Genomic DNA, 14140 nt, shown 5'->3' with positions numbered 1-14140 from the left:
TGAAAGTAAATAGGCATAACGGTTAAAGATAAAACTAAACTAAATTCATGGTTTTTATAACGACAGAACATCCAAGATCTGCTAATATGAGTTTTACTGAATTTTTGTAAACCTCTTTAATTACACCTTGATGACCTTTTAAAATTCCTTCCTTAATCTTCATTCTATCACCTGCCGTTAAGCTAGCTATCGTACAATCCTCTATATCTTCTCCACCCAACCAATCTTCTATGGTATCTATTTCTTCCTGCCTTACAATCGCAGGTTTTCCTAACCAATAGAGATACTGTACCACACCAGAGACACTCATAACCTCTGTTTTAGGATTTCCAGAATGCCTAATAAAAACATACGATTTAAACAATGGATCTTTGATAAGTTTTGTTCTATCAGACCATTTACTTTGTTTTTCCACCAAAGGGCAATACACCTCGTAATTTAAATTTCTTAAGCGTTCAGCAACTTTTTTTTCAAATCTGCTTTTGGTATATAACACAAACCATTGCATAGCATAATTTTTTTAATTAATAAAAAGTATTTCGCTAAAGTATTTTGAGTAGGATATCGTAGGGGATGTTGTATGAGCGATATGAATACTGCTTCGCCTCGTCACTCCCTTTTTATCGGGACCAACTAATAACATTTATTATTTGAAAGCTAATTAAAGAATTATTACAATAGAAGTTAAAAATTTAATAAATTTTTCGATAAAAATCATAAAAAGCTCCATTAAGAACCAACTCAGCCTTACAAACACACAAATACTTATAAATCAGAAAAATATACAAAGAATTATATCCTTAAAACTTGTTACAACACCATTTCATCGATAAAAAATTTTATTAATACTTTGTTAAATAATTTAATTAGGCACTGAAATTGATACTTAAAATTTAAGTATTCCCCAATATACCAGCATTTCCAGCAGGTTCAAGTTGTAACATTTTTTATTAACATAAATATCTTTATTATGAAACCAAAGAAAAATCCAAAAGCCGATCTTCGGAAAAAAACCGTATTCTTTTTACAACTTGGGCTAATTGTTGTCTTACTTTTTACGTATTTCATGATCAACTTCAAAACTTACGATAAAGAGCAGGCAACTAAAGAAAAATGGGAACCTGTAGATCTCACTACTGAAAAAGCAGTACCCATAACCAAGGTCAAAGAACAATTGCCACCGCCCAAACCAAAGGATCCAGTAGAAATCGAGCCGATAGAAAATGATTCACCTGAACCTGAAGACAGTATAAAAACTACAGAGACAAGTCTTGATGATATCGTCGAAGTAGACGACATTATCGAAACCCCAGACTATGAACCTGTTGTTGCCGTGCCCGTCGAATTTATTGAAGATGTTCCTATTTTCCCTGGATGTGAAAGTCTAGATGATAACGAAGAACGTAAAGCTTGTATGAGTGAAAAGATTTCCAAATTCATCATGAAAAGATTTGATACCGGGCTTGGAGAAGATTTAGGCCTAAGCGGTATAAATCGTGTAATTATTATGTTTGAAATTGATAAGAATGGCGAGGTTAATAATGTGCAAGCTAGAGGACCACACAAAGATCTAGAGAAAGAAGGAATTAGAGTAATCAATCTTTTACCAAAAATGGAGCCGGGAAAACAGCGTGGCAAACCAGTCCCTGTTCGCTACACAATTCCTATAAATTTTAAAGTTCAAAATTAGACAATATCGATACATATTATACATTAACTAAGGCCGTTCAATTTGCGGCCTTTTTTTTTGAAGTTTCAGTCTCTAAAAACGCATCCCTCAATTTCCAATTATAAATTTAAAATAGTAATTTAATATGCTTAAAATGAGGATAAATGAATTTTGAAGATTCAAAATACGCTGACTTGGTTTTGGAAAAAATAGAATATGAATTTGGAAGCATATATTTTTTAGAGGATATTTTAGTTTCTGAAATCAACGAAGGTGTAATATTTAATTGGAAATGCGGCGAGAAAGTTGTAACAGATGCTCGGGGTTTATTTGGTGACGATTACACACCACATTATATTTCAAATAGAATCTACAAATATTATACAGTCTCACAAGACTGGATTTATTTCTTCAAAAATCGGTATTTTATTAAAAGCTTTTCAGTGATTGCCTTTCATTCTCACGAAATGATGAATCTAGTTTTCGAACGAATGTTTTATAAAAGAAAAATATATGTAGTCAATTCAATAGACGAAGCTTTTAAAAATATCTATGAGCTTAAAAAGTTAGAATCCGACAATAAATAGTTCCGAAAACCTTATATGTTAAAATAGAATTTAAACAATCGTTTAATTTAAACATTTGTTTAAATTTGTGCTCTTTTTCAGAAATCAGAAGAAATGGAATTGAGCGAAAAACAATTGGAAATCCTTAAAGTAGCTGAAGAACTTTTTTCTAAAAATGGTTTTGACGGTACCTCGGTAAGAGCCATTGCTAAAATGGCCAATATCAATATTGCCATGATCTCTTACTATTTTGGCAGTAAAGAAAAACTTCTAGAGACACTGGTGTCTTACAGAATCTCTAATTTTCAGGTGGCTGTAGGACAAACCATCGAAAGCGAGTCCACGTATATAGCCAAAATAGATGCTGTTATTGCGCTTTTAATAACGCGTATACACGAAGGAAGAAAGATTCACAAACTTGTGCATTTTGAATTTTCAAGAGAAGATAAAAAAATTGATTTCACAAATTACCTGAAAAAGAAAGATGAAAACATACAGCTTTTCACCAATCTTATAAAAGAAGGACAGGCCGATGGTGCATTTAGTAAAAATGTAGATGTCGAGCTTATTGTTCCTACTATTTTAGGAACCTATTTTAATCTATACTATAATAAGAAGATCTATGCGCAAACCCAAGGCCTTTTTGATGAAGAGAGCTTTGACCATTTCGTTTTAAATAATTTAACCCAACATATTCAAAGAACAATAAAAGCACTTTTAACTTATGAAGCGTAAATTTCTATTGCTCGCAGTTTGTTTATTTATTGGCTTATCTGGATTCTCCCAACAGCACAAAACGTTAAGTCTCGAAGAAGCGGTTGGTGTCGCACTTAGCAATAGTGATGATGCGAAACTGGCTGAGGCAAGTATTAAAACAGCTTCGGAAGAACTTAAGGTTACTAAAAATAGTCAATATCCAGATGTTTCAATTTCAGGGCAATATCAATATCTAACCAGCCCAGATATAGATCTTCAATTGGCGCTAGGCAATCCTAATCCTACTGAAGGTGAAACCCAAGAAACAGGAACACCAGATATTAACCAAATTCTTTTGGGGCAAGCAAGCGTGTCTATGCCTATTTTTTCCGGATTCAAAATTAGAAACGCTATAAATGCTGGAAAAAACAATCTTGAAGCTGTAGCACTCCAAGCTGCCAGCACAAAGGAAAAAATTGCTCTAAAGACAATCGACATTTATCTAAATCTTTATAAAGCCCAGCAGATGGTAGACGCTATTATAGAGAATCTTAAAAGCGCTAAGCAAAGAGTGAGAGATTTTAGCGCTATGGAAGATAACGGACTTTTAGCTAGAAATGATTTATTGAAAGCACAGTTACAAGAATCAAACATTGAACTTAGCCTACAAGAAGCACAAAAAAATGTTCGAATATTAAATTATCGCCTGGCCACTTTTCTAAAAATGCCAGAGAACACTACTTTTAAGCTACCAACCGAAACTTTTGCAATTACTCCTTCTGTAGAGACTACACAAATTGATAGAGCCGATATTGCAGCTTTAGACTACAAAAAGCAAGCATCTGAAAACAATGTGAAAATGGCGAAAGCTGCCTATTATCCTGCTATTGCTATGCTTGGCGGTTATGTTGCACTTGATGTAAAAAATGCACTTACAATTTCAAACGCAATGAATATAGGTGTAGGCGTAAGCTATGATTTATCAGATATTTTTAAAGCTAAAAATGAAGTAAAATTAGCACAACATAAATCTGAAGAATTAGAATATCATATTTCTAAAGCTAAAGACGAAGTAAAAATACAAGTAGAAAATGCGAAAGAAGAATATCAACTTGCCTTAAATAAAGATGAAGTTTATACCCAATCTCAAAAACAGGCTGAAGAGAATTATCGCATCGTTAAAGACAAGTATGACAATGGTTTGGTAGACACCAACGATCTTTTGGAAGCCGATGTAGACCAACTTCAGGCAAAAATAAACAAGACAAACTCAAAGGCAGATATTAGCTTAAAATACTATCAATTATTACAAGCCAAAGGTTTACTCACAAATAAATTCAATATCAAAAACAACTAATCTTTTTTACTAAAATGGAAGAAAAGAAAAAATCCAATAAAAAATTTATCATCATAATCGGAGCGTTGATCCTTGTAGGTATCGTTTACGGTGGTTACAAATTTATACATTCGCTATCCCACGAAGAAACCGATGATGCGCAGGTAGAAGCCAACATGAATCCCATCATACCACATGTTAGCGGTTATGTGGAAAAAGTATATGTAAGCGATAATCAAAAAGTAAAAAAAGGCGACACCTTATTAGTTGTTGATAATCGTGATTACAATGTAAAATTACAGCAAGCCAAAGCAAATCTAGCTGCTGCAAAAAGTCAGGTTGGTGTTGCAAAAGCAAGTATTGGCTCTTACCAATCGAATGCAGCTGCTTCAAACTCTCAATTTAAATCTGTTAGCGGAAGTATTAAATCTGCGGAAATAAAATTATGGAGAGCCACTCAGGATTTTAAACGTTATGAGAATCTTTTTAAAAATCACTCGATTACAGAGCAGCAATACGAACAGGCATCAGCTGCTAAACAAGAAGCTGAACAACAATTGGAGATTCTAAAAAACCAGGAGAAAGCTTCTGCCAGCCAACGCAATGCAGCAATTTCTCAAACTGAAATTTCAGAAAATCAAGTAAGTGTCGCTGAAGCCAATGTAGAAAGCGCGAAGGCTGCCTTAGATGCTGCAAAATTAAATATGGACTATACGATAATTACTGCTCCTATAGATGGGCAACTTTCTAGTGTAGATATCGAACCAGGACAGTACATCCAACCAGGGCAATCCTTGTTTTACTTGGTAAACACTAAAGATAAATGGGTTACTGCCAATTTTAAAGAAACCCAGCTTGAAAAAATGCGAATTGGGCAAAAAGTAGGGATTGAAGTAGATGCTTATCCAGATTACGAATTTGAAGGTGAGATCACTGCTTTTTCACCAGCAACGGGTGCACGATTTTCTTTATTGCCACCAGATAATGCGACAGGGAATTTTGTGAAAACGGTACAAAGATTACCCGTGAAAATTGAATTTTCTAAAGAAAATGACAAAGAAAAAATGCAGCGTCTACGTTCAGGAATGAATGTTTTGGTAGATGTACATTTAAAATAAATTATGGCTGAAGCACAAGCGCAAATACAAGACGAAGACAGCCTGGTTGAATATGGTTTTAGAAGAGTAATTATTACCATTACTGCAGTTTTATGTGCTCTTCTAGAAATCATTGATACTACCATTGTAAACGTTGCTTTAAACGATATGCGTGGTAGTCTTGGGGCAACACTTACCGATATTGCATGGGTAATTACTGCTTATGCAATTGCTAATGTGATTATAATCCCAATGACAAGTTGGTTATCTAAACAGTTTGGCCGTAGAAACTATTTTGCGGCGTCCATCATTATATTTACGGTCACCTCTTTTCTTTGTGGAAATGCAACAAATATTTGGGAACTCGTAGCCTTTCGTTTTATCCAAGGTATGGGTGGTGGCGCACTTCTAGTAACGGCACAAACAATAATTACTGAAAGTTATCCTGTGGCTAAGCGAGGAATGGCACAAGCTATTTATGGAATGGGAGTAATTGTTGGGCCTACACTAGGACCTCCATTAGGAGGTTATTTGGTAGATCATTTTTCTTGGCCCTATATTTTTTACATCAATATACCCCTAGGCATAATCGCAACTTTCCTAACGATATTATTTGTTAAAAGTCCTAAGTATGGAGATAAATTAAAAGCCAACCAAGTTGACTGGTGGGGAATTATACTCTTAACCACTTTTATAGGCTCGCTTCAATTTGTTTTAGAACATGGCCAGCAGGACGACTGGTTTCAAAATAGCACCATTATTACTTTATCGGTTATGGCTGTTTTTGGTCTTGTTTTATTTATTTGGCGTGAATTAACTTACGAGCACCCAATCGTAAATCTTAGAGTATTGCGAGATACTAACCTCAGCATAGGTACAGTGCTCACATTTATATTAGGATTTGGCTTATTTGGCTCTACTTTTATAATTCCTATTTACACACAATCTATTTTAGGATGGACCGCGACAGATGCCGGTCTGTTACTTATCCCAAGCTCGATCACAACTGGTTTAATGATGCCTATTATAGGAAAACTATTAGAGCGAGGTGTTCCACAGAAAATTTTAGCAGCTGCAGGTTTTGGAGTATTTTTCTTATATAGTTTATGGATGTATCTATTAATGACTCCAGATACAGGATCTGAGCATATGTTTTGGCCGCTTGTAGTTAGAGGTGTTGGGTTAGGATTATTATTCGTACCTATCACCACACTTTCTTTATCCACGCTTAAAGGAAAAGACATTGCCGATGGAGCGGCGTTTACAGGAATGATGCGACAATTGGGTGGGTCTTTTGGTATTGCAATTATAACCACCTTTGTTTCAAGATTAACACAGCAGCATCGAGTAGATTTAATTCCGAATATTAGCCAGATTAACTTTCAGGTGCAACAGCGAATATATGGTCTCCAACAAAATTTTATTCAAAAAGGATTTAGCATTAATGAATCTTTAAATAAAGCATATAGTGTTCTGGATGGTAGCATTATGAAACAGGCCACTGTACTTTCTTATATGGATATATTTCTATACCTAGGGATTTTGTTTCTTCTATGTGTTCCTTTCGTTTTAATGATTAAAAAGGGAAAACGAAAAGTAGACACTAGTGCGGTGCACTAAAAATATCACAATATCCTGCCTTTTATTAGGCAGCTAAAAACCGTCGGATGCCCCCAAATTCCGGCGGTTTTTTTATTATATTCCATTCAACTATTCAAATCAACCGCTTAACGACACTAATATATAATTAGACGAATACTATATTTTATTTCCCTAAAATATGGCAAATTTGTTCTTATAAGACACCAAAATAAAATGAAAAACAAGCTAACAATCCTTTTTATCGAAGACGATATGATCGAAGTGATGAAATTAAATAGAACAGTTTCGTCCTTGTCCTTACCTCACCATATCATTGAAGCGAAAAATGGTGAAGAAGCACTGCAAATCCTAAATCAAAAAGATCGTTTACCAGATATTATATTTTTAGATTTAAATATGCCTAAAATGAACGGAATAGAGTTCTTAAAAATTTTAAAGGCAGATGATGTTTTAAAGTACATTCCAACGATTATCCTAACTACTTCCAGTAATCGAAGAGACTTATTAGAATGCTATAAAATTGGTATTGCTGGCTACATTATTAAACCTCTGCGTTACGAAGACTATGTTTCTAAATTAAACAGCGCTTTAGATTACTGGAGCCAAAACGAATTAATTAAAGGATAATATTATGAAAGGTATTGTATTTACAGAATTTCTGGATATGGTTGAAGAGAATTTCGGGATCGAAATTGTAGATCATATAATTAATGAGTCTAAACTTCAATCTGAAGGTGTTTATACTTCAGTAGGAACTTATGATTTTGTAGAAATGCAAAGCCTTTTAGTAAATCTTAGTAAAAAGGTAGATATACCATTAGATGATCTTATCTATAGTTACGGGCTATACTTTTTCAGAGTACTTACTACATTGCATCCAGGCATATTCGCATTATATAAAGATCCTATAGAATTAGTATCTTCTATAGAAAATCATATTCATGTTCAGGTTCGTAAATTATATCCTGGAGCCGAGCTTCCCACGTTTAAAGTTGAGAAAAAGACAGAAGATCACCTAGAAATTTTGTATTTTTCAGATAGAGCAATGTATATGTTCGCCAAAGCCCTAATGGAAAAAACTTTTGAACACTACGACCGTGATTCCGAAATTAAGATGGAAAAATTAGCAGAGGACGGAACACAGGTCAGATTCCTGATCACTAAAAAACATGGAGCCTACCAAAAAAATTGAAGTATTAGAAAGAGCATTAGAAAGAGAAAAGAAGGCAAGAAAACTTGCAGAGAAAATTCTGGAAGAGAAATCTACCGAATTATATGATCTTTCTGAAGCCTTACGACAGTCCAATAATCGATTAAAAGAATTACTCAACGAAAAAACCTCGCAGCTAGAAGGAGTATTTGTAAATATCATCGATGCGTATGTAATCATGGATATTGAAGGTAATGTCCTAAAAATGAATCACGCTGCGAAAGAAATGTTTGGGTATGACAATGAAGTAGAGGCTGTAAATCTTCTAAGCATGGTACATCCAGGCTATGTTGATTATACCACAGCAGCCTTTAAACAACTTTACCACACTGGTAGTTATAACGATTACAAAGCGTTAATAATCACTAAAAGCGGCTCTGAAAAAATTGTGCAGATTAACGCCAGTATTATTTATGATCGTACAGGAAAGCCTGTTGCCGCACAAGGAGTTGCCAGAGATATCACTGAAGAAATTGCCATAAAAAAACAGCTCGAAGATCAAAACAAACAACTCGATTTGATTTTTGATAATTCCCCCATTGGTATTTCGCTTACCAATAACAATTTTAAAGACCTTATTAAAATCAATAAGTCGCTTATTAACATGTTTGGGTACTCTATCGAAGAGTTTAGGAACCTTACTATAGCAGATGTAACCCATCCAGATGACGAGGAACATGGTCGTCATTTAAAAGATATGGTAGAGGGCAAAATAGACTTTTATACCATAAATAAGCGATACATCAAAAAAACTGGAGAAACTCTTTGGGCAAAAACCAGAGTTGCAGCAATTAGAGATGAAAATGGAAAAATCCAGCATCAGGTAGCAACTATAGAGGATATCACGAAAGAAAAAATAGCGCAAGAAAAAATTGAAGAATCTGAAAATAGACTTTCAACCTTAATAGTTAATCTTCAAACCGGAATATTGCTGGAAGATGAGAACCGAAAAATACTTTTAACCAATAAAAAATTCTGTAATATTTTCGGTATAGATGCTGACCCCGATCTTTTAAAAGGTGTAGATTGTTCTAATTCAGCCGAAGAAAATAAAATATACTTCAAAGATCCAGAACAATTTGTTGATAGGATCGAAAAACTGCTTCAGGAGAAAAAAATTGTAATCGCGGAAGAATTAGAACTAGTAGACGGCCGGATTCTTGAGCGCAGCTATATTCCTATTTACTTCGACGGAAAATATAAAGGTCACCTTTGGAGCTATGACGATGTAACCATTCAAAAAAATTATAAAGACAGTCTTAAAGCGCAAAAAGAAAAATACAGTAGCATTATCGCTAACATGAATTTGGGCCTTATGGAAGTCGATCTTAACGACAAGATCTTAATGGTAAACCAGAGTTTTACCGATATGAGTGGATATTCCAAAAAAGAACTTGCAGGTAAAAAAGCATCTGAAGTTTTTCTAATTCCAGAATCGGCAGCTGATTTCACCAAAAACGATAAGTTTCGAAAAAAAGGAGTTTCAAATTCCTATGAAGTTAGAATAAAAACCAAAGACAATAAATTAAAATATTGGCTGGTTAGTGGTGCGCCAAACTATGATGTTAATGGCAAATTGGTAGGATCTATAGGTATTCATCTAGACATTACAGAGATGAAACTTTTGGAAGCACAAAAAGAACAACTTCTCAAAAACTTAGAGCAACAAAATGAACATTTAAACGAATACGCGCATATTGTTTCTCACGATTTAAAATCTCCACTAAGAAATATTTCTGCGCTACTAAGCTGGACAAAAGAAGACTTTAGAGAAAAATTAGGAGAAGAAAGCTTAATGAACCTGGATCTTATGCAGGGGAAAGTTGAAAAAATGGATCATCTTATAGAAAATATACTTAGATATTCCAGTATTGAAGACGGTAATATCCAAAATCAAGAATTAGACCTTCAGGAACTTGTAACCGAAATTCTTGAAATGATTTATATTCCAGATCATATAACTGTAAGCATTTTAAATACTCTTCCGGTTATTCAAGGTGATCGCACTAGAATTCAGCAATTGTTTCAAAACCTTTTAAGCAACGCCGTAAACTACATTGATAAAGAAAAGGGTTTTGTTGAAATTGACTATACTGAAAATACTACTCATTATACTTTCAGCATAAAAGATAATGGTATTGGTATAGAAAAAGAACATCATCAGCGCATTTTTAAAATTTTTAATGCGCTTGGCACACACGAAAAATCTACTGGTGTTGGTTTAAGCATTGTAAAAAAAGTGGTGGATTTATACGAAGGTGATATTTGGCTAGATAGCGAAGTTGGGCAGGGAACTGTATTTTTCTTCAGCTTAAAAAAACAATCATGAAAGTAATTCAGGCTCTTAAAAAAATAAATTCTGATTGGAATTATAACGGCGTATCTAGCAAGGAGCATCTAAAAAATCCATTGGTTTTTATTTTTGGAGAACGCAAATTATTACAAGATCCTGTAGTTTTAGAAGACATCCGAAAAGAATTCCCGTATCCAGATCTTATATTTGGAACAACTGCTGGAGAAATTATTGGAGAAAAAGTAAACGACAATTCGATCGTTGCTACCCTTATTCAATTCGATAAAGCTCATTTTGAAGTTAAAACCGCAAATATTCTCGATTACGATAAAGATGGCGAAGCGCTAGGATTTGAACTGGCAAGCCAATTCAATAAAGAGAATTTAAAACATTTATTTATAATTTCTGAAGGTAGCTTTGTAAACGGGAGTGCTTTAATAAAAGGCGTTGAAAAATTCACAAAACAAGAAATTATATTAACTGGTGGCCTATGTGGAGATGGTTCCAGATTTGAAAAAACAATGGTATCCTACCAACAAAATCCTAAAGAAGGCGAAATTGTAATGGTTGGCCTGTTTGGTGAAACACTAGAAGTTAGTTATGCCAGTTATGGAGGGTGGATTCCATTTGGACCAGAGCGTCTAATTACAAAATCAAAAAATAACATTTTAATGGAACTTGATGATCTACCGGCTTTAGATCTTTACTCTAAATACCTGGGAACAAAAGCGAGCAAGCTACCAGAGGCCGCTTTATTATATCCATTAAATGTAAAAGAGAAAGACGATAACTTCAGCTTAGTACGTACCATTTTAAATATAGATAAAGATAACAAAAGCATGATTTTGGCTGGTGATATTCCAGAAGGAGCTCATGCACAATTAATGATGGCCACCGTAGATGGTATTGCTGAAGGAGCTGCAAAAGCCGCCGCAGATGCAATGAAAAATCGTTCAAAAAAACCCCAATTAGCGTTATTGGTGAGTTGCATTGGACGAAAAATCGTAATGGATCAACGCGTTGAAGAAGAAATTGAAGAAGTTTCTGAAATTTTAGGCCATAATGTTCCTGTAGCTGGATTCTATTCTTACGGAGAAATTGCTCCATTCTCAACAAGCACAGCCTGTAATCTTCATAATCAAACCATGACGTTAACCTTAATCAGCGAATAAAATGAATTCTTTATTAAAACGGCAAATAAGAAAATATTTCCCAGCAGAATTTTTAAACGATGAAAGATTCGAAAATTTTTTTAAGGCCGTAGAAGAATCATATAAAACAAACAACGAGCAATTAAGCATGATTCAACTAGCCATGCGTATAAGCTCCGATGAATTATTTAGCGCCAACCGCAAATTGAAAGCTGAAGCTGAAAGTCAAAAAGAAATTATAGATCGGCTTAAATCTGTGATGAAAACTTTAGACATCAAAAATATAGCCGACAAAAATCAAAATGATGAATATATCAATGTAGCCAACCTTGCTACTTACATCGAGGAACAATCCAAGGAGATCACTAAAATCAATAAAGATCAGGAAATACTTTTAAAGAATTTAGAAAAAAAGAATCAGGTACTATCAGATTATGCGCACATGGTCTCGCACGATTTAAAATCTCCTTTAAGAAGTATTAATAGCCTAGTTACCTGGATGAAGCAGGATTATGCTGATAAAATTGATGAAAACGGAGCAAAAAACCTCGACATAATTTTACAAAGCGTAGAAAAAATGGATGCGCTAATTTCCGGTATTTTAAATTATTCGACTATAGATCAAGAAGATTTAGAGTATTATAAAGTAGACACCAATCATCTGGTTAATGAAATAAAACAAATTATTTATTGTCCAAAAAATGTCAAAATTGAAATTTTAAATGAACTTCCCGTAGTTAAAGGAGATAAATTTCGATTGCAACAGCTCTTTCAAAATCTAATTCAAAATGCTGTTAAAAGTATTGATAAACCTGAAGGATTGGTTAAAATTGCAGTTAAAGAAAATAGTAATTTCTTTAAATATTCGATAGAAGACAACGGAAAAGGCATTAAAAAGGATCATTTCTACAAGATTTTTCAGATATTTGAAAAAATTGATAACGATTTTTCTTCAACAGGAATTGGTTTATCCATCGTAAAAAAGATCATTGATTTTTACGGAGGAAAAATTTGGTTGGAAAGCGAATTATCAAAAGGCACCATATTCTACTTTACATTACCTAAATAAAATTATTATGGAAGAGAAACCTAACTACTCTTACATTAGCCAATTATCTGGTGGCGACAAAGCTTTTGAAGAGCAGTTGCTGGATGTCGTTCGATTAGAACTTCCGCAGGAAATTGAAAACTACAAGAAACATTTAGAAGGCAAAATTTTTAACCGTGCTGCAGATGATGTTCATAAGATTAAACATAAAATTAGTATTTTAGGCTTAGAAAAAAGTTATCAGGTTGCTATTGATCATGAAGACCGTCTTAGGGAAGAAACTTTAGATAAAGTTTTGTACCTAAAATTTGAAGAGATTTTAGAAGCTATGATGACGTTTATTAAAAAAGGCTAAAATAAATACTATGCAATGTATTATTGTAGATGATGAAACAGCAGCGAGAGTAATTTTAAAAAGATTAGGTGCTAATAATAAAAACTTAGAGATCCAAGCCGATTTTTCTAATGCAATTTCGGCTATCAAGCATTTAAACCATAATGAGGTCGATTTAATTTTTCTGGATATTCACATGCCAGATTTTAATGGGTTCGATTTTATTCAAACTATAAAAAATCCTCCAAAAATAATACTCTCTACATCAGATCGAAATTTCGCCATAGAAGCATTCGAATACGATTGTATAGTAGATTATTTAGTTAAACCAATTACACAAGAGCGGTTTGACAAGGCGGTAAAAAAAGCTTTAAGTTTTACTACTTCCACTACCCTAACAGATGCGGTAGATGGCAATCCTAAAGAATCAGGAAATGATCTTTATGTAAATATCGATCGCAGATTGATAAAAATCGATATTCCCAGTATTTATTTAATAGAAGCCAGAGGAGATTACATTTTAGTTAAAACTTCTGGTAAAAATTATACGGTACACTCTACCATGAAGAAAATCGAAGAAAAATTGCCAGAAAATCTGTTTTTAAAAATTCACAGATCCTTCATTATAAACGTCGATAAAATTATCGATATCGAAGATAATAGCGTTTTAATTGAAAAAGACGTAATTCCCGTGAGTCGTTCTAATAGACCAGAATTAATGAAACGGCTTAATCTTCTATAATTAAAAGTTCCATATCAACTAAACGAAACTTTTTTACCATCCGTCTACACTTTAAAATTCTTCATCGATTAACCAAAAATTCAGCTCTAAACCTAACGTATATTTGTGGTGTAGTTAAGTGATAAGCTTATCAGTTCTCTACCAGTTGTTTGAAATACGTTTTGTTTTTGAGTTTTAATTTCAAAGTCAGTTTTTTCATTTTGCCCTACACAAAAATTAAAAACTGACTTCTGAAAAAGGTTTTGGAATCAGCCTGGAGATTAATCTCTGGTACGATAAATGAAGAATAGAATTGTGTGGCTGAGACAAAACCTTTATGATTAGTAAAGAATATCTAATAATAATTGTATTACTATAATTCTAAAGTAAAGCGATAAAAGTTATTAAGAGATTATG

At 33.7% G+C, this 14140-nt stretch carries 14 protein-coding genes; 13 read left to right on the top strand and 1 reads right to left on the bottom strand.

Annotated features, from left to right (window positions below):
- Positions 1 to 34: 34 nt before the first annotated feature.
- Positions 35 to 508 carry a transcription termination/antitermination protein NusG gene (gene nusG / locus PBT91_RS03720; protein ID WP_270060444.1) on the bottom strand — a complete coding sequence of 158 codons (474 nt, stop codon included), beginning with the start codon at positions 506 to 508 and terminating at the stop codon, positions 35 to 37.
- A 462-nt stretch (positions 509 to 970) separates the two neighbouring features.
- Between nusG and PBT91_RS03715 the strand changes: the two genes are divergently transcribed.
- From PBT91_RS03715 to PBT91_RS03655, 13 genes are all read left to right on the top strand, one after another.
- Complete coding sequence (locus PBT91_RS03715) at positions 971 to 1690, top strand: energy transducer TonB (protein ID WP_270060443.1); 720 nt, start codon at positions 971 to 973, stop codon at positions 1688 to 1690.
- 143 nt (positions 1691 to 1833) lie between these two features.
- A complete protein-coding gene (locus PBT91_RS03710; protein WP_270060442.1) occupies positions 1834 to 2256 on the top strand; it encodes a hypothetical protein in 423 nt (140 codons plus the stop codon).
- A gap of 93 nt (positions 2257 to 2349) precedes the next feature.
- Positions 2350 to 2970, top strand: a complete 621-nt coding sequence (locus PBT91_RS03705; RefSeq protein ID WP_270060441.1) for a TetR family transcriptional regulator — start codon at positions 2350 to 2352, stop codon at positions 2968 to 2970.
- Positions 2960 to 4288 carry a TolC family protein gene (locus PBT91_RS03700; protein WP_270060440.1) on the top strand — a complete coding sequence of 443 codons (1329 nt, stop codon included), beginning with the start codon at positions 2960 to 2962 and terminating at the stop codon, positions 4286 to 4288. The genes PBT91_RS03705 and PBT91_RS03700 overlap by 11 nt, the downstream gene beginning before the upstream one ends.
- Positions 4289 to 4302: 14 nt before the next feature.
- On the top strand, positions 4303 to 5385 hold the full coding sequence (locus tag PBT91_RS03695; RefSeq protein ID WP_270060439.1) for an HlyD family secretion protein: 1083 nt from the start codon (positions 4303 to 4305) through the stop codon (positions 5383 to 5385).
- A gap of 3 nt (positions 5386 to 5388) precedes the next feature.
- A complete protein-coding gene (locus tag PBT91_RS03690; protein ID WP_270060438.1) occupies positions 5389 to 6984 on the top strand; it encodes an MDR family MFS transporter in 1596 nt (531 codons plus the stop codon).
- 195 nt (positions 6985 to 7179) lie between these two features.
- On the top strand, positions 7180 to 7593 hold the full coding sequence (locus PBT91_RS03685; protein WP_270060437.1) for a response regulator: 414 nt from the start codon (positions 7180 to 7182) through the stop codon (positions 7591 to 7593).
- A gap of 4 nt (positions 7594 to 7597) precedes the next feature.
- On the top strand, positions 7598 to 8158 hold the full coding sequence (locus PBT91_RS03680) for a heme NO-binding domain-containing protein (RefSeq protein WP_270060436.1): 561 nt from the start codon (positions 7598 to 7600) through the stop codon (positions 8156 to 8158).
- Positions 8136 to 10505 (top strand): PAS domain S-box protein, encoded by a 2370-nt coding sequence (locus PBT91_RS03675; protein WP_270060435.1) that lies wholly within the window; start codon positions 8136 to 8138, stop codon positions 10503 to 10505. Before PBT91_RS03680 ends, PBT91_RS03675 begins: the two co-directional genes overlap by 23 nt.
- On the top strand, positions 10502 to 11641 hold the full coding sequence (locus PBT91_RS03670; RefSeq protein ID WP_270060434.1) for an FIST signal transduction protein: 1140 nt from the start codon (positions 10502 to 10504) through the stop codon (positions 11639 to 11641). Before PBT91_RS03675 ends, PBT91_RS03670 begins: the two co-directional genes overlap by 4 nt.
- 1 nt (position 11642) lies before the next feature.
- Positions 11643 to 12689 (top strand): sensor histidine kinase, encoded by a 1047-nt coding sequence (locus PBT91_RS03665; protein WP_270060433.1) that lies wholly within the window; start codon positions 11643 to 11645, stop codon positions 12687 to 12689.
- A 7-nt stretch (positions 12690 to 12696) separates the two neighbouring features.
- Positions 12697 to 13023: an Hpt domain-containing protein gene (locus tag PBT91_RS03660; RefSeq protein WP_270060432.1), complete on the top strand. Its 327-nt coding sequence runs from the start codon at positions 12697 to 12699 to the stop codon at positions 13021 to 13023.
- A 10-nt stretch (positions 13024 to 13033) separates the two neighbouring features.
- Positions 13034 to 13744 carry a LytR/AlgR family response regulator transcription factor gene (locus PBT91_RS03655; protein ID WP_270060431.1) on the top strand — a complete coding sequence of 237 codons (711 nt, stop codon included), beginning with the start codon at positions 13034 to 13036 and terminating at the stop codon, positions 13742 to 13744.
- Positions 13745 to 14140: the final 396 nt, after the last annotated feature.

Origin of the sequence: Zunongwangia sp. HGR-M22 (assembly GCF_027594425.1) — a bacterium.
In the GTDB taxonomy this organism is placed as follows: Bacteria; Bacteroidota; Bacteroidia; order Flavobacteriales; family Flavobacteriaceae; genus Zunongwangia.
This window is presented reverse-complemented; position numbering and strand designations above follow the sequence as displayed.